Annotated in this window: 13 protein-coding genes and 2 pseudogenes; 10 read left to right on the top strand and 5 right to left on the bottom strand. The window is 48.7% G+C overall.

The window, feature by feature from the left end:
• The first annotated feature begins 1 nt into the window (after position 1).
• Positions 2-754: a 16S rRNA (guanine(1516)-N(2))-methyltransferase RsmJ gene (gene rsmJ, locus FTE26_RS02190; RefSeq protein WP_000686627.1), complete on the top strand. Its 753-nt coding sequence runs from the start codon at positions 2-4 to the stop codon at positions 752-754.
• 48 nt (positions 755-802) lie between these two features.
• Here rsmJ and dtpB read toward each other — a convergent pair whose 3' ends face one another.
• Positions 803-2,272: a dipeptide/tripeptide permease DtpB gene (gene dtpB / locus FTE26_RS02185; RefSeq protein WP_001098647.1), complete on the bottom strand. Its 1,470-nt coding sequence runs from the start codon at positions 2,270-2,272 to the stop codon at positions 803-805.
• 165 nt (positions 2,273-2,437) lie between these two features.
• On the opposite strand from dtpB, the gene FTE26_RS02180 reads away from it, so the two are divergent.
• A complete protein-coding gene (locus tag FTE26_RS02180) occupies positions 2,438-2,491 on the top strand; it encodes a hypothetical protein (RefSeq protein ID WP_212591402.1) in 54 nt (17 codons plus the stop codon).
• Between the two features lie 98 nt (positions 2,492-2,589).
• Here the strand turns inward: FTE26_RS02180 and uspA are convergent, their stop codons facing one another.
• Positions 2,590-3,024, bottom strand: coding sequence for a universal stress protein UspA (gene uspA, locus FTE26_RS02175; protein WP_000323571.1), 435 nt, complete (start codon positions 3,022-3,024; stop codon positions 2,590-2,592).
• A gap of 390 nt (positions 3,025-3,414) precedes the next feature.
• Here uspA and uspB point away from each other — a divergent pair, with 390 nt between their 5' ends.
• The gene (gene uspB, locus FTE26_RS02170; RefSeq protein ID WP_000626187.1) at positions 3,415-3,750 is read left to right on the top strand and encodes a universal stress protein UspB; all 336 of its coding nucleotides are present in this window, start codon (positions 3,415-3,417) and stop codon (positions 3,748-3,750) included.
• Between the two features lie 70 nt (positions 3,751-3,820).
• Here the strand turns inward: uspB and pitA are convergent, their stop codons facing one another.
• Complete coding sequence (pitA, locus tag FTE26_RS02165) at positions 3,821-5,320, bottom strand: inorganic phosphate transporter PitA (RefSeq protein ID WP_000902780.1); 1,500 nt, start codon at positions 5,318-5,320, stop codon at positions 3,821-3,823.
• A gap of 231 nt (positions 5,321-5,551) precedes the next feature.
• Between pitA and FTE26_RS02160 the strand changes: the two genes are divergently transcribed.
• Positions 5,552-6,754, top strand: coding sequence for an NAD(P)/FAD-dependent oxidoreductase (locus FTE26_RS02160; RefSeq protein ID WP_000439142.1), 1,203 nt, complete (start codon positions 5,552-5,554; stop codon positions 6,752-6,754).
• Positions 6,755-7,069: 315 nt separating this feature from the next.
• Here the strand turns inward: FTE26_RS02160 and FTE26_RS02155 are convergent, their stop codons facing one another.
• A complete protein-coding gene (locus FTE26_RS02155; protein ID WP_001028905.1) occupies positions 7,070-8,122 on the bottom strand; it encodes a DUF2776 domain-containing protein in 1,053 nt (350 codons plus the stop codon).
• Between the two features lie 383 nt (positions 8,123-8,505).
• On the opposite strand from FTE26_RS02155, the pseudogene FTE26_RS02150 reads away from it, so the two are divergent.
• From FTE26_RS02150 to FTE26_RS02125, 6 genes and pseudogenes are all read left to right on the top strand, one after another.
• Positions 8,506-10,112, top strand: a pseudogene (locus FTE26_RS02150) (DUF4049 domain-containing protein).
• A 261-nt stretch (positions 10,113-10,373) separates the two neighbouring features.
• The gene (locus FTE26_RS02145) at positions 10,374-11,996 is read left to right on the top strand and encodes a DUF4049 domain-containing protein (RefSeq protein ID WP_001296801.1); all 1,623 of its coding nucleotides are present in this window, start codon (positions 10,374-10,376) and stop codon (positions 11,994-11,996) included.
• A gap of 189 nt (positions 11,997-12,185) precedes the next feature.
• Complete coding sequence (yhiY, locus tag FTE26_RS02140) at positions 12,186-12,299, top strand: protein YhiY (RefSeq protein WP_001296785.1); 114 nt, start codon at positions 12,186-12,188, stop codon at positions 12,297-12,299.
• Positions 12,300-12,361: 62 nt separating this feature from the next.
• Positions 12,362-13,429 carry an HlyD family secretion protein gene (locus FTE26_RS02135; RefSeq protein ID WP_000361491.1) on the top strand — a complete coding sequence of 356 codons (1,068 nt, stop codon included), beginning with the start codon at positions 12,362-12,364 and terminating at the stop codon, positions 13,427-13,429.
• On the top strand, positions 13,426-16,161 hold the full coding sequence (rbbA, locus tag FTE26_RS02130) for a ribosome-associated ATPase/putative transporter RbbA (protein ID WP_046464147.1): 2,736 nt from the start codon (positions 13,426-13,428) through the stop codon (positions 16,159-16,161). The genes FTE26_RS02135 and rbbA overlap by 4 nt, the downstream gene beginning before the upstream one ends.
• On the top strand, positions 16,161-17,285 hold the full coding sequence (locus FTE26_RS02125) for an ABC transporter permease (protein WP_001216257.1): 1,125 nt from the start codon (positions 16,161-16,163) through the stop codon (positions 17,283-17,285). The genes rbbA and FTE26_RS02125 overlap by 1 nt, the downstream gene beginning before the upstream one ends.
• A 164-nt stretch (positions 17,286-17,449) precedes the next feature.
• Here FTE26_RS02125 and FTE26_RS02120 read toward each other — a convergent pair.
• Positions 17,450-17,567 (bottom strand): annotated as a pseudogene (locus FTE26_RS02120) (ISAs1 family transposase); the annotation flags it as partial.

The raw sequence follows: 17,567 nt of genomic DNA, 5'->3' as shown, positions 1-17,567 counted from the left end.
AGTGAAAATCTGCTTAATTGATGAAACAGGCACCGGAGACGGTGCCTTATCTGTTCTGGCGGTCCGCTGGGGGCTGGAGCACGATGAAGACAACCTGATGGCGCTGGTGTTAACGCCGGAACATCTGGAATTGCGCAAGCGTGATGAGCCAAAACTTGGCGGCATCTTTGTTGATTTTGTTGGCGGAGCGATGGCGCACCGACGCAAATTCGGCGGTGGTCGCGGTGAGGCGGTGGCGAAAGCGGTGGGCATTAAAGGCGATTATTTGCCGGATGTGGTGGATGCCACCGCAGGGCTGGGGCGCGATGCCTTTGTGCTGGCTTCAGTCGGCTGCCGCGTGCGGATGCTGGAGCGTAATCCAGTCGTTGCCGCATTGCTCGACGACGGCCTGGCGCGTGGTTATGCGGATGCGGAAATCGGCGGCTGGTTGCAGGAGCGGTTGCAGTTAATTCACGCCTCCAGCCTGACGGCGCTGACTGATATTACCCCGCGCCCGCAGGTGGTTTATCTCGACCCGATGTTCCCGCATAAGCAGAAAAGCGCGCTAGTGAAAAAAGAGATGCGTGTCTTTCAGTCGCTGGTGGGACCGGATCTTGATGCCGATGGATTACTGGAGCCTGCACGCTTGCTGGCGACCAAACGCGTGGTGGTAAAGCGCCCGGACTACGCGCCACCGCTGGCGAATGTCGCCACGCCAAACGCGGTAGTCACTAAAGGGCATAGGTTTGATATTTATGCAGGTACGCCAGTGTAAAAGTAAACCAGGGTAGCGATAACGCTACCCTGCTTTCTGCAAGAATAATTAATGGCTTTCCGGCGTCGCAATCATGCGTTTCAGCCACGGCACCATCAACAGCATCACTACTGCAACGCCCAGTGTGACCAGACCAATCTTACCAAACACGTTGGTATAGACGGGCAACGTCTCAAGCGGATCGGTAATGTTGTCCGGCACCGCGGTAAATGTTGCCACATAGCCGCCCAGCAAGAACGCGGCAGCCTGCGTCAGGAACCACATCCCGAGAATAAAGCCCATCAAATGCTGCGGCACCAGGGCAGCAATCATCGCCAGGCCAAGGGCGCTAATAAACAGTTCACCTAAGCTCTGGAATAAGTACACCAGCACGATAAACCATGGCGATGTCAGCCCCTGGGCATCCGCAAACCACATTCCCGCAGCTGCAGCCGTCAAAAAGCCCAGAGAGCACATAAACATGCCGAGAGTAAATTTCATCGGCATCGAGAGGTCTTTGCCTTTGTTACCCAGATGCGTGTAAATGCCTGCCAGTATTGGGCTGGCGAGTACCACCCAGAACGGGTTAAGCGCCTGGAAGCTGACCGGGTTGATGGAAAAACCGAGAATTTCATGATGCACGTTGTTGATGGCAAAGAAGTTCAGCGATGTTGGCATCTGGGCGTAGAGAATGTAAAACACCACCGCTTCGAGCATCAGGACAAAGGCGACAAACATTTTATTGCGCCCGGTTTTATCCAGCTTGAATGCCTGACGAAAGAAGATGATGGTGACGACGATGGAGAGAACAATCAGCACCAGATTGGCGACTTCTACGTTGTGCATCAGCCATGCACAGACGAAGATCATCACCACGCTGCCAAGTAATACGTACAACAGTTTGCTGAAGCTCATCGGCTTGAAGTCGGGTTCAGAACCAATGTCTTTCACCATTCCACGACAGGCGATGTAAACCAGTAATGCGATAATTAACCCCGCCCCGCACAGGTTGTAGGTGACTGAATAACCGAATCTATCAGCGATCACAGGGGCCAGCGATAACGCTATCAACGAGCCGATATTGATCGACATATAGAACAGGGTGAATGCGCCATCAAGCCGCGGATCTTTCGGCGGATAGCACTTCGAAAGCAAGCTGGCTGGGTTAGCTTTAAACAGGCCGTTACCGACAGCGATAGTCCCCAGGGCGATGAAAATCAGGTCAGGCTTAAGTAGCGACATGCCGGTCATGAAGTAGCCAATCGCCAGCACAAGTGCTCCGAGAACAATGGTGCGTTTGGTCCCCAGCAGGTGGTCGCCGACATAGCCGCCAATGGAAATGAGGCCATAGACCAGCGCAGCAAAAGCACCAAAAGTGACAAAAGCCTGCTCTTGCGAGAATCCAAGCTGTTTAACGAAGAAAACCGCCAGTACGCCCTGCACGCCGTAGTAGCCGAATCGCTCCCATAACTCGACAAAAAAGATCATGAAAAATGGGCGAGGTTGCTGCAGCATCCCCATGGGTGTTGTTGTATTCATATTTATTAACCTTCCAATACCATCCTGAAAAGTATGAACGCGTAAGGGATAACGCGCGAAAAAGTTTACATGTGTCAGAGATTCTTAATATTGATGCGGTGAATAGATTAATACACTATTACAACAGAAAATAACCAGCTGATCACACTAATGATGGAAAATATGATGGTGTTAAATGTTGTATTGGCAGGAGATTTTGATTGCGTACGCAGATCGTAGGCCAGATAAGGGGTTTACGCTGCATCAGGTAACAAGGCGCGCCAAAAAGCAAAACGCCCGCATATGCGGGCGTTCAGGAACACGTCGTGGGGGGATGATTATTCTTCTTCGTCGCGCAGCGGAACAATCAGCATATCAACGTGAACGGTGTTGATCAGCTGACGTGCGGAAGACATTAGTTTGCTCCAGAAGTCCTGGTGGTGACCACAAACCACCAGATCCATATCGTATTTCTTGATTGCATCGACCAGAACCTGGCCCAGGTCGCCGCTGCCGCTCAGGGTTTCAGTGATTGGGTAGCCTGCATTAGTGGAAAGCTCGGTCAGCGCATGATGTGTCTCTTCAGAGATGCGTTTCTGCATATCACCCAGATTCACATCAATAAGCCCGGTGTATAGGTCAGAGTAGTTTACATCTACGTGGATCAGAGAAACTTTCGCATTGTAGGGGCGAGCCATAGAGACTGCTTTCTCTACCAGAACTTTGCTTTCCGGGGAGAGGTCGACCGCGATGAGAATGTGTTTATAAGCCATAGTGTTACTCCTTCCATAAAGTTGTCGATGACTGGCCAGCTAGCGTTTCTTGTGCCGTTACGTCACCCGCGTCCTGCGAACTACGTGCGCGGGGCTAACCCAGCCGTAAAGATTCAGTGTTAAGACCATCCTTACCTTATAGCGACCCGGATGATCCGTCAATCCGCCTTGCTTACTCGTTAGATAAACAAATTTTCGACATGAATATATTGATAGTGGTTAACCTTCTGGAAAAAAAACAACCTGATCTCCTACACTATCTATAGAGCCGCTCGGATGTTGGTCACCACAAAAGCGGTTTCTCCAGGACCTGGTGTTAACTGATTGGCAGCGTATCGGGAGCGGTAGCCCCGGGGTGGAACTCCGCGGGCAGGTCGCCGGGGAGGAGGTATGATAAGCACCGTCGCATTATTTTGGGCTTTATGTGTCGTTTGCATTGTTAACATGGCGCGCTATTTCTCATCACTACGCGCGTTGTTAGTGGTACTGCGTAACTGCGATCCATTGCTCTATCAATATGTTGATGGAGGGGGCTTTTTTACCTCACATGGCCAACCCAACAAACAGGTGCGTCTCGTTTGGTATATCTATGCCCAACGTTATCGCGATCATCACGATGATGAGTTTATTCGCCGCTGTGAGCGGGTGCGTCGGCAGTTTATTCTGACTAGCGCATTGTGTGGTCTGGTGGTGGTCAGCCTGATTGCATTGATGATTTGGCATTAAGCACTTCAGCAATAATAACGCATAAAAAAAGCGGGCCAGTAAACTGACCCGCTCGTTTTGGTGCGTACGATTACAGGAACTGCAAGGAGAGCCAGTACAGCCCGCCGGAAAGCAGTACCGCAGCCGGAAGGGTAAACACCCAGGCCATCAGAATACTGGTTACGGTTTTACGCTGTAAGCCGCCGCCATCTACCACCATCGTCCCCGCGACAGAAGAGGAGAGTACGTGAGTAGTGGAAACCGGCATCCCGGTATAACTCGCCAGGCCGATAGACACTGCCGCCGTCATCTGGGCAGACATCCCCTGAGCGTAGGTCATGCCTTTCTTACCGATTTTCTCACCGATAGTCGTTGCCACACGGCGCCAGCCAATCATCGTACCGATACCTAACGCCAGCGCGACCGCCATGATGATCCACACCGGTGCATACTCGATGGTGCTAAGCATGTCAGACTTCAGTTTCTTCAACAGGCGCTGATCGTCAGCACTCACGCCAGGCATCTTCACCACTTTGTCGATAGTGTCAGAAACGCACAGCATAATGCGGCGCATCTGGCTACGTTGATCAAGCGACAGCTTGTCGTAGCTTTCCACATCGGTGGTCAACATACCTTTCAGGCGGTTGAGCGCGTTAATGGTATTCGACGGATGGCAGTGGAACTCCGCAGGTTGCGTTGCGCCAGCTTCCGGAGCCGGTACTAACTGATCAGCACCGGTAGCCTGTTTGAGCAGCGCAGGATGCTGCTCAAAGTAAGCTTCGACGTTGTTGATGGCATCACGGGTACGGGTGATTTCGTAGCCAGTGGCATTCATGTTCACCACGAAGCCTGCTGGCGCGACGCCAATCAATACCAACATAACCAGACCAATGCCTTTCTGACCATCGTTCGCGCCGTGCGAAAACGCCACGCCGATAGCGGAAAGGATCAGCGCGATACGCGTCCAGAACGGCGGCTTTTTCTTGCCGTCTTTCTTTTCACGCTCCGCTGGGGTCAGGTGGATACGGGCGCGTTTCTTGGTGCCGCTCCAGTAGCGACGCAGCAAGAAAATCAGACCGCCAGCAAACACCAGGCCGACAATAGGGGAAACGATCAGAGAACCGAAAATACTTAATACTTTCGGGATATTGAGTGCATCCACCACTGACGTCCCGGTCATCAACGCATTGGTTAAACCAATCCCGATGATCGCGCCAATCAGCGTATGAGAGCTGGATGCAGGTAAACCAAAGTACCAGGTACCCAGGTTCCAGATAATCGCCGCCAGCAACATAGAGAACACCATGGCAAGGCCATGAGACGATCCCATATTAAGCAGCAGATCCGTCGGCAGCATATGCACAATGGCATAGGCAACACTCAGACCACCCAGCAAAACACCCAAAAAGTTGAACACCGCCGCCATAACCACGGCGAGCTGAGAACGCATCGCGCGGGTATAGATAACGGTTGCCACGGCGTTGGCTGTGTCATGGAAACCATTGATGGCTTCGTAGAACAGCACAAAAGCCAGTGCAAGCAATAATAACAGCCCGGTATGCAAATCCAGGCCAGCAAACAAATGTAGCATAGGACGTTACGCCATTTTGAGGACATGAACGCGGCGCATTATCAGTGACTTTCGCGGCGCGGGCAAAGTGAAATATAGACTTTTTTTGATTTGCCTCCTGTATGGATTTCACTCAAAAAATAATTATCTTATATAATTCAGGCAAATACTTCCTTTTAGTAATATTGATGCTGGTGCGACCACTGAGGAATCTTTACAATTCACGCCCGTTTTTTCTAAGAGGAGCGCAACGTGGAAAGGTTTGATGCCATTATTATAGGCGCTGGTGCGGCGGGTATATTCTGTTCTGCGCTGGCAGGTCAGGCAGGACGCCGGGTTCTGCTGATCGATAATGGTAAAAAACCAGGGCGCAAAATCCTTATGTCTGGCGGTGGGCGCTGCAACTTTACCAACCTTTATGTCGAACCAGGCGCTTATCTGAGCCAGAATCCGCATTTTTGTAAGTCTGCACTCGCGCGTTTTACCCAGTGGGATTTCATTGATCTGGTCAATAAACACGGCATCGCCTGGCACGAGAAAACGTTAGGACAACTCTTCTGCGATGACTCCGCGCAGCAGATTGTCGACATGCTGGTGGATGAGTGCGAGAAGGGCAATGTAACCTTCAGATTGCGTAGCGAAGTGCTGAGTGTGGCGAAGGATGAAACAGGCTTCACGCTTGAACTGAACGGCATGACTGTCGGTTGCGAAAAGCTGGTCATCGCGACCGGTGGGCTGTCAATGCCGGGGCTGGGCGCGTCGCCGTTTGGTTATAAGATTGCCGAACAATTTGGCCTCAACGTGCTGCCGACCCGCGCGGGTCTGGTGCCATTCACTCTGCATAAACCGTTGCTCGAAGAGTTACAGGTGCTGGCGGGCGTGGCGGTGCCTTCCGTGATTACCGCTGAAAACGGCATCGTTTTCCGTGAGAACTTACTCTTCACCCATCGCGGCTTGTCTGGACCGGCGGTGTTGCAGATTTCCAGCTACTGGCAACCGGGTGAATTTGTCAGTATCAATCTGCTACCGGATGTGGATCTCGAAACCTTCCTGAATGAGCAGCGTAACGCACATCCGAATCAGAGCCTGAAAAACACACTGGCGGTTCATCTACCGAAGCGGTTGGTTGAACGCTTACAGCAACTCGGGCAAATCCCGGATGTTTCGCTAAAACAGCTCAACGTGCGTGACCAACAGGCACTGATTAGCACATTGACCGACTGGCGCGTACAACCCAACGGCACTGAAGGCTATCGCACTGCCGAAGTGACGCTCGGCGGCGTGGACACCAACGAACTCTCTTCACGGACGATGGAAGCGCGCAAAGTGCCTGGGCTGTACTTCATCGGCGAAGTGATGGACGTTACCGGCTGGCTGGGGGGCTATAACTTCCAGTGGGCGTGGTCGAGTGCGTGGGCTTGTGCGCAGGATTTGATTGCAGCGAAGTCGTCCTGACCTGTTACCTAAAGATGAAAATTATTAGAGCCGCATTAAAAATGAGCTAATTTTGATAGTGGCTATCTTGTGATTATTTTCTAATGAGCCCGTGAACTGAAACCCTCCAGGCTTAATATAAGGTGGAAGGAAAGGTGATTGAAAACTCACCCAGTGGCCAGATCTTTATAAAATATGAACAGGTTGAAAAAAACAGTAACTTTGTTGTTTTTTTATCCTTAACCACTATGCATTAATGCTGCGTTATTTCATGATGCCTAAGAAAAACCAGCGTTACGCAAATGGTCAACGCTGGTTTTATCCGGTACGTTGCAATTATTTTTTAGCAGAACCTGCTTCTAATATTGAAACGATTGAGAACAACGTAAAGCATACCGCTCCTAAACCGACCAAAACCCGCGAAGGAATAAAATATCCCATGTCGGTCTGCGCCATTTCCGCAAGAAACGATGCCAGGAAAAGGCAAAACAGGCAGGTGAAGACGGGAATCATCGGTATTCTGTTGGCTAACGAACAGGTACGTCTCCATACCAGTGCCAGTAGCCAGACTTTTGAGAATATGCTGTAACAGATCATTCCGAGGCAAATAAGAATAATGCCGGGAGCCAGTCGGGCGCTTGCATCGGAACTGACTAAGACGTATATCCCCTGCAGTACCGTGATTGAGCCGAGAAAAATAACCCAATAACACCACAGCCAGTGTTCTTTAGTTGAAAACGTATTACGTGTTTGATGGACAATTGTGGCAACAAGGCCAATTAGACAGGCACAGATTGCGGTTAACCCAAGCAATACGTGACCCGCGACATAATGCGGAGTTATGTCAGCACTACGTAACAGCGTAATAGACCAAATGAAACCGAGCAGGGTGAGTAAAACGGGAACGGCAATGAGGCAATTACCGATTAATGAAGAATAAGCCTGTACCGGCGTTCCATCGCTCTTGCTCCCCGCTGCATTTTTGGGAATGAGCAGAAAGTGACCGGATGACGCTGCCACCGTCGATACACAGGCGGCAATCATACCAACGCCGAAAATAACATGGCCGGCGACAAACTCGTCTGCCATCACATCATTGCCTGCTAACAGTGCCCAACCCCATATCATGGTGATAATTGACCCCGCATAGCCAATAATGGGGAACAATGTATTGTAAAACGTATTAACGCCGCGCGTGAGCTGCGAAATGATAATAAATGCGGTAGTGAATAATGCCAGGCATATGGCCGCCAGAGAAATCAGCACATGACCCGCGACGAAATACTCGCTTTGCCCTGAACTTTCCAGCACAAAGCCACCTAACGCGATGCAAATTAATCCCATAATCAAAGGGATTAATTTGAAAAGCCACCCGATATATATGTTCACTTTAAACTCCTCAGGTATCCCTGCTAATAATGAAATGTGCATTAATGATAATTTCAGCCTGTTAATATAACGACGAGATATCATTAAAGACAAATGCATAGCATAACTATAGCGGGGTTTACTGTGCCGAGTGCCATTTTTTACCGGTTAAAAGGCCATGATAAATAAATATTTATCCTAAGATTAATTCTTATTCTGTTGTTTTTTTTACAATTATCTTCCAGGGATGGATTGTTTTCCATTATTTAGTAAAAGACCGGATAGTCTCGGTGCTTAAAATCATCGAACATATAAGTATTATTGCTTTGTATCATCGTAAATATGTCTTTCAGACATGTATTGTTTATTTTGTTACTAACAAGTAAAAATATTACAGGTTATTTATGAAAGTATTTCACAATATATTTAAGCACTTCTCTTCAAACCATCAAGATAAGCATTCAGATAAAGTTAACAGTCATCAACACCATGGCAAGGTTGATAAAAAATATCGATCAAACACAGTTTAAGTTAATATGCTGAATGACTTTTCGCAAATAGATAACGATTTAGGCCTGAATATCATCTATTTCCTGCAACATGGTCACTGGAGGGTAAATGAACATAGTCTTCAGATGGAGAAAATATGGTTTTACAATAGTGAGCCATCTATAGATATTCAAGAATATAATAGTTTCGCCAAGAATACTACTAACACGTTTATCTTTACAATTATACCAGACAATAACTATGTGATAAAATTATCGTCTCCCATTACCGTTACGATTGAGTGTAAGGATGGTTATTATTTTATTAATTTCTCCGGAGATAAATCAGACATAATTTATAAAGTTAATGGCCTTTCTATCATACCTGAAAATTTCTTTACTCTTCTTAGCGGTAATTTTAAAGCTGACTGGCGTTGGGATGTCTCTAAAGAGACGTTTCCTAAGGATAAGTTTGATAGCTATGTTAAATCTGTGTTTTCTAAAATAGACTTTTATAAACACTGTGGTGTGATTAACCCACAAAATGCCAACACGGCTTATTTTGGCGATACAGATGGAAGAGTAGGCGCTGTACTTTATGCATTGCTCGTTTCAAGGCATATAGGCATCAGGGAAAAGGGTTGGAGTTTATTATGTGAATTATTAAAACACGAAAACATGGCTTCATCTGCATACATACATAAAAATAATAAATTGCTCTACAATTTATTAAATACGAGAGACATGATATTGAATGAGTTGCATCAACATGTTTTTTTAAAGGACGATGCGATAACCCCTTGTATCTTCCTTGGGGATCATACAGGCGATAGATTTAGTACTATTTTTGGTGATAAATATATCCTTACTTTGCTAAATTCTATGCGAAATATGGAGGGTAATAAAGATAGCCGTATTAATAAAAATGTCATCGTTCTGGCTAGAAATCATGAAATCAATTTTAATGGTAACTATACTGCATGACTAGAAAATTATAAACTCTCTGCCGGTGATACGTATAACTTAATTAAAACGCTCGATGTTTGTCATTATGACTCAGAAAGGAAAGTTTTAACCAGTCATCACGGAATAATAAGAGATGAAGAAAAAAATGTTATTGTCTCGGTGCTTTGCAGGTTCCATTTAATCAGATGAAAAATCCTACTGATCCTGAGGAATTAGCCAATATTTTTAATAAAAAACATAAAGAACACATGGATGATCCTCTATTCCATCTAATCCGAAGCAATACTTTGAAACCCACACCTGTATATGCTAATTATTTTGATAACACTACTGATTTCAGACCAGCACGTAAACGTATCTTCATATATGGGGAGACACTCAAAGGTGAAGACCCCAGCAAATACATTAGACAAAAATATGGGCATCATGGGGTCGGGGTAGATCAGAATCAACAATTTGATAATGGTATTATGGGGCTAAATTCCCTGAAGGAAGCACGTGATAAAAATAATAAAATAATTTATTCCTCAGGGCTTAGTTGTTTTCAATCTCATTAAAACTCCATGAATACGGTGGTATGTCTTTTTAATCCTGCCAGTATTTCATAGGTTTTCTTAATCGATTGTAGAGGCATGTTCTGATGACGCCTCTACAATCTTTAGGGACTTTCTCTGCTATGAGATAAGAAATTTCATATTATGCTTTAAGGCTGAATGATTTGTGCAAAATATAATTATTTTTCCATCGAACATGAGGTGTATGTCATAAGATTAAATGTTAACTATGCATTCCTCGCGGTGAATTATATGAGGTAAAAGATGAAAATTGGAACTGTGGCAGGCACTAACGACAGTACAACGACAATCGCAACAAATGATATGGTGCAAGAGCATGTTACTAACTTCACTAAAGAACTGTTTGGGTATATTGCAAATGGTATAGGTGATGATATATCAAGTATTGCCAGGACAATGCTCGGTGAAGTTGTGGAAAAAATTGATGATTGGCAAATAGAACGTTTCCAACAATCTATTCGAGATGACAAAATATCATTTACCATACAAACGAATCATTCAGAAAAATATAGTATGCTATCGGACATGCGCGCTCATATTCTACGTAGGGATAATAATTATCAGTTTATTGTGACAATTAATAGTAAAAATTACGGCTGCTATCTTGATAATACCGATATTAATTGGTGCAGCATTGTTTATTTACTTAATAATATGACAGTAAATGATGATGCTAATGATGTTGCAGTTACTGAGTCGTACAAACCCGTCTGGGACTGGAAAATATCGCAATTCAATGTATCTGATATTAAATTCGAAACAATGATAAACCCCCAGTTCGCTGACAGAACCTATTTCTCCAATTGTTCACCTGTTGATCCCACAAGTACCAGACCAACCTATTTTGGCGATACCGATGGCTCAGTCGGTGCAGTTTTGTACGCGCTTTTTGCAACGGGACATTTGAGAATCATGGCTGAAGGAGAAAATTTCCTTAGCCAGTTGCTTAATATAGAAGATGAAGTTCTCAACGTATTGCTAAGGGAGAACTTTAATGAGCAACTTGACACTAATGTTAATACAATAATCAGTATTCTGAACAGAAGAGATATAGTTTTAGAAAGTCTTCAGCCTTATTTAGTTATTAATAAAGACGCTGTGACGCCATGTACGTTTCTTGGCGACCAAACCGGCGATCGATTTAGTAATATCTGTGGCGATCAATTTATCATCGATTTGTTAAAACGCATAATGAGTATCAATGAAAATGTTCATGTATTAGCTGGAAATCATGAAACGAATTGCAATGGTAACTATATGCAGAACTTCACGCGTATGAAACCACTTGATGAGGATACCTACGCTGGGATAAAAGATTATCCTGTATGTTTCTATGACCCCAAATACAAAATAATGGCAAATCATCATGGGATAACTTTTGATGAGCAGCGAAAACGTTACATTATAGGACCGATAACAGTCTCTATTGATGAAATGACCAATGCTCTCGATCCGGTCGAATTAGCGGCAATTATCAATAAAAAGCATCATGCTATAATTAATGGCAAAAAGTTTAAAACTAGCCGGGCTATCTCTTGTCGATCCTTTAATCGTTATTTTTCTGTTTCGACAGATTACAGACCTAAACTTGAAGCACTATTAGCATGTTCACAAATGTTAGGTATAAATCAAGTTGTTGCACATAACGGAAATGGTGGAAGAGAATGTATAGGTGAAACGGGGACAGTTTTAGGTCTTAACGCCCGTGACAGTAAACATGCTGGAAGAATGTTCAGCATGCATAATTGCCAAATTAACCCTGGTGCAGGGCCTGAGATAACCACTCCCTGGAAGTCTTACCAGCATGAAAAAAACAGAAATGGACTTATGCCTTTGATTAGAAGGCGCACAATGTTACAGCTCTGAACCATAGACAACATGAATATTAATGTTACTATCTGGTTGAGACTGTTGATAAAACGTAAAAAGGAATGCTCTGTTCCTGCAACTGAACAGGCGTGAAACGCTATCCAACAGGATGGATACCGTTTTGTCAGCCAGTTTTATAGATCACACTTATGAGTATGCGTGTTTCATTTACGGCCAGGAATGCTGATGATGACAACATTACTACCCGTTTTCACTAAGCCTTCCCCGTTGGCGCTCAATGCTCTGCGCGCTGGTCGTATTTGCCGTTTCCTTCTTATCCCGGATGGAAGAATCCGCTGAACGTCGTTCGGCGGCAGTTGTAACACGCGTCGTTTGCTTACAGGGATTATGGCGGGTCGATTATGGATAAGAGTAAGCGCCATCTGGCGTGGTGGGTTGTCGGGTTACTGGCGGTGGCGGCTATCGTGGCGTGGTGGCTGTTGCGCCCGGCAGGTGTGCCGGAAGGCTTTGCTGTCAGTAATGGGCGCATTGAAGCGACGGAAGTGGATATTGCCAGCAAAATTGCCGGGCGTATCGACACCATTCTGGTGAAAGAAGGCCAGTTTGTTCGCGAAGGTGAAGTGCTGGCGAAGATGGATACTCGCGTGTTGCAGGAACAGCGACTGGAAGCCATCGCGCAAATCAAAGAGGCACAAAGCGCCGTTGCTGCCGCGCAGGCTTTGCTGGAGCAACGACAAAGCGAAACTCGTGCCGCACAGTCGCTGGTTAATCAACGCCAGGCAGAACTGGACTCCGTAGCAAAACGTCATACGCGTTCCCGTTCACTGGCCCAACGAGGGGCTATTTCTGCGCAACAGCTGGATGACGATCGCGCCGCCGCTGAGAGCGCCCGAGCTGCGCTGGAATCGGCGAAAGCTCAGGTATCGGCTTCTAAAGCGGCTATAGAAGCGGCACGCACCAATATCATTCAGGCGCAAACCCGCGTCGAAGCGGCACAAGCCACTGAACGGCGCATTGCCGCAGATATCGATGACAGCGAACTGAAAGCCCCGCGTGACGGACGCGTGCAGTATCGGGTTGCCGAGCCAGGCGAAGTGCTGGCGGCAGGCGGTCGGGTGCTGAATATGGTCGATCTCAGCGACGTCTATATGACTTTCTTCCTGCCAACCGAACAGGCGGGCACGCTGAAACTGGGCGGTGAAGCCCGGCTGATCCTCGATGCCGCGCCAGATCTGCGTATTCCTGCAACCATCAGTTTTGTCGCCAGTGTCGCCCAGTTCACGCCAAAAACCGTCGAAACCAGCGATGAACGGCTGAAACTGATGTTCCGCGTCAAAGCGCGTATCCCACCGGAATTACTCCAGCAGCATCTGGAATATGTCAAAACCGGTTTGCCGGGCGTAGCGTGGGTGCGGGTGAATGAAGAACTTCCGTGGCCTGACGACCTCGTGGTGAGGTTGCCGCAATGACGCATCTGGAACTGGTTCCCGTCCCGCCTGTCGCGCAACTGGCGGGCGTGAGCCAGCATTATGGAAAAACCGTTGCGCTGAACAATATCACTCTCGATATTCCGGCCCGCTGTATGGTCGGGCTGATTGGCCCGGACGGCGTCGGGAAGTCGAGCTTGTTGTCGTTGATTTCCGGTGCCCGCGTCATTGAACAGGGCAATGTGATGGTGCTGGGCGGCGATATGCGCGACCCGAAGCATCGCCGCGACGTCTGCCCGCGCATCGCCTGGATGCCGCAGGGGCTGGGCAAAAACCTCTACCACACCTTGTCGGTGTATGAAAACGTCGATTTTTTCGCTCGCCTGTTCGGTCACGACAAAGCGGAGCGGGAAGTGCGAATCAATGAGCTGCTGACCAGCACCGGGTTAGCACCGTTTCGCGATCGTCCGGCAGGGAAACTCTCCGGCGGGATGAAGCAAAAACTTGGGCTGTGCTGCGCGTTAATCCACGACCCGGAACTGTTGATCCTTGATGAGCCAACAACGGGGGTTGACCCGCTCTCCCGCTCCCAGTTCTGGGATCTGATCGACAGTATTCGCCAGCGGCAGAGCAATATGAGCGTGCTGGTCGCCACCGCCTATATGGAAGAGGCCGAACGCTTCGACTGGCTGGTAGCGATGAATGCCGGAGAAGTGCTGGCAACTGGCAGCGCCGAAGAGCTACGGCAGCAAACGCAAAGCGCTACGCTGGAAGAAGCATTTATAAATCTGTTACCGCAAGCGCAACGCCAGGCGCATCAGGCGGTAGTGATCCCACCGTATCAACCTGAAAACGCAGAGATTGCCATCGAAGCGCGCGATCTGACCATGCGTTTTGGTTCCTTCGTTGCCGTTGATCACGTTAATTTCCGCATTCCACGCGGGGAGATTTTTGGTTTTCTTGGTTCGAACGGCTGCGGTAAATCCACCACCATGAAAATGCTCACCGGACTGCTGCCCGCCAGCGAAGGTGAGGCGTGGCTGTTCGGGCAACCGGTTGATCCAAAAGATATCGATACCCGCCGTCGGGTGGGCTATATGTCGCAGTCGTTTTCGCTCTATAACGAACTCACCGTGCGGCAAAACCTTGAGTTACATGCCCGTTTGTTTCACATCCCGGAAGCGGAAATTCCCGCAAGAGTGGCTGAAATGAGCGAGCGTTTTAAGCTCAACGACGTTGAAGATATTCTGCCGGAGTCATTGCCGCTCGGCATTCGCCAGCGGCTTTCGCTGGCGGTGGCGGTGATTCATCGCCCGGAGATGTTAATCCTCGATGAGCCTACTTCTGGTGTCGATCCGGTGGCGAGGGATATGTTCTGGCAGTTGATGGTCGATCTCTCGCGCCAGGACAAAGTGACTATCTTCATCTCCACCCACTTTATGAACGAAGCGGAACGTTGCGACCGCATCTCACTGATGCACGCCGGAAAAGTGCTCGCCAGCGGTACACCGCAGGAACTGGTTGAGAAACGCGGAGCCGCCAGTCTGGAAGAGGCATTTATCGCCTATTTGCAGGAAGCGGCAGGACAGAGCAACGAAGCCGAAGCGCCGCCCGTGATACACGACACCACCCACGCGCCGCGTCAGGGATTTAGCCTGCGCCGTCTGTTTAGCTACAGCCGCCGCGAAGCACTGGAACTGCGACGCGATCCGGTACGTTCGACGCTGGCGCTGATGGGAACAGTGATCCTGATGCTGATAATGGGTTACGGCATCAGTATGGATGTGGAAAACCTGCGCTTTGCGGTGCTCGACCGCGACCAGACCGTCAGTAGCCAGGCGTGGACGCTCAATCTCTCCGGTTCCCGTTACTTTATCGAACAGCCGCCGCTCACCAGTTATGACGAGCTTGATCGTCGGATGCGTGCGGGCGATATAACGGTGGCAATTGAGATCCCTCCCAATTTCGGGCGCGATATCGCGCGTGGTACGCCTGTGGAACTCGGCGTCTGGATCGACGGAGCGATGCCGAGCCGTGCCGAAACGGTAAAAGGTTACGTGCAGGCAATGCACCAGAGCTGGCTACAGGATGTGGCGAGCCGACAATCCACACCCGCCAGCCAAAGCGGGCTGATGAATATTGAGACGCGCTATCGCTATAACCCGGACGTAAAAAGCCTGCCAGCGATTGTTCCGGCGGTGATCCCGCTTCTGCTGATGATGATCCCGTCAATGCTAAGCGCCCTTAGCGTGGTGCGGGAAAAAGAGCTTGGGTCGATTATCAACCTTTACGTGACCCCCACCACGCGTAGTGAATTTTTGCTTGGTAAACAGTTGCCATACATCGCGCTGGGGATGCTGAACTTTTTCCTGCTCTGCGGCCTGTCGGTGTTTGTGTTTGGCGTACCGCATAAAGGCAGTTTCCTGACGCTCACCCTGGCGGCGCTGCTGTATATCATCATTGCCACCGGAATGGGGCTGCTGATCTCCACCTTTATGAAAAGCCAGATTGCCGCCATTTTCGGAACGGCGATTATCACGTTGATCCCGGCGACACAGTTTTCCGGGATGATCGATCCGGTAGCTTCGCTGGAAGGGCCTGGACGTTGGATCGGCGAGGTTTACCCGACCAGTCATTTTCTGACTATTGCCCGCGGGACGTTCTCGAAAGCGCTGGATCTGACTGATTTGTGGCAACTTTTTATCCCGTTGCTGATAGCCATCCCGCTGGTGATGGGCTTAAGTATCCTGCTGCTGAAAAAACAGGAGGGATGATGCGCCATTTACGCAATATTTTTAATCTGGGTATCAAAGAGTTGCGCAGTCTGCTCGGTGATAAAGCGATGCTGACGCTGATTGTCTTCTCGTTTACGGTGTCGGTGTATTCGTCAGCGACCGTTACGCCAGGATCGTTGAACCTCGCGCCGATCGCCATTGCCGATATGGATCAATCGCAGTTATCGAACCGGATCGTTAACAGCTTCTATCGTCCGTGGTTTTTGCCACCGGAGATGATCACCGCCGATGAGATGGATGCCGGACTGGACGCCGGACGCTATACCTTCGCGATAAATATTCCGCCTAATTTTCAGCGTGATGTCCTCGCCGGACGCCAGCCGGATATTCAGGTGAACGTCGATGCCACGCGCATGAGCCAGGCATTTACCGGCAATGGGTATATCCAGAATATTATCAACGGTGAAGTGAACAGCTTTGTCGCGCGCTACCGTGATAACAGCGAACCGTTGGTATCGCTGGAAACCCGGATGCGCTTTAACCCGAACCTCGATCCCGCGTGGTTTGGCGGGGTGATGGCGATCATCAACAACATTACCATGCTGGCGATTGTATTGACCGGATCGGCGCTGATCCGCGAGCGTGAACACGGCACGGTGGAACACTTACTGGTGATGCCGATAACGCCGTTTGAGATCATGATGGCGAAGATCTGGTCGATGGGGCTGGTGGTGCTGGTGGTATCGGGATTATCGCTGGTGCTGATGGTGAAAGGTGTACTGGGCGTACCGATTGAAGGCTCGATCCCGCTGTTTATGCTGGGCGTGGCGCTCAGTCTGTTTGCCACCACGTCAATCGGCATTTTTATGGGGACGATAGCGCGTTCAATGCCGCAACTGGGGCTGCTGGTGATTCTGGTGCTGCTGCCGCTGCAAATGCTTTCCGGTGGTTCCACGCCGCGCGAAAGTATGCCGCAGATGGTGCAGGACATTATGCTGACCATGCCGACGACACACTTTGTTAGCCTCGCGCAGGCCATCCTCTACCGGGGTGCCGGATTCGAAATCGTCTGGCCGCAGTTTCTGACGCTGATGGCAATTGGCGGCGCATTTTTCACCATTGCGCTGCTGCGATTCAGGAAGACGATTGGGACAATGGCGTAAATACAATTGCCCGATGCGTAAGCTTATAGGGACTACGCATCGGTGCAATTTATTGAATTTTAGTTGTTTTTAGGCCGGATAAGGCGTTTATGAACTGACCCCCAAAACCTGGACAGTTTCAGTTAACCGGCTTTTTGATACTCAGTCCTGTATTCAGGGCAAGATTACGAAAGCCCGCTCCCCGCAAGGACTGACGCCAGATAGTTTCTGTCCATGGCTGCTTTTCGCATCTTACGTCTTAACCCTGCCTTGAATACCTTATCATTCGTCAAAATATTAATA

The sequence above is a fragment of the Escherichia sp. S10b genome (assembly GCF_028421345.1).
GTDB lineage: Bacteria > Pseudomonadota > Gammaproteobacteria > Enterobacterales > Enterobacteriaceae > ECMA0423.
This window is presented reverse-complemented; position numbering and strand designations above follow the sequence as displayed.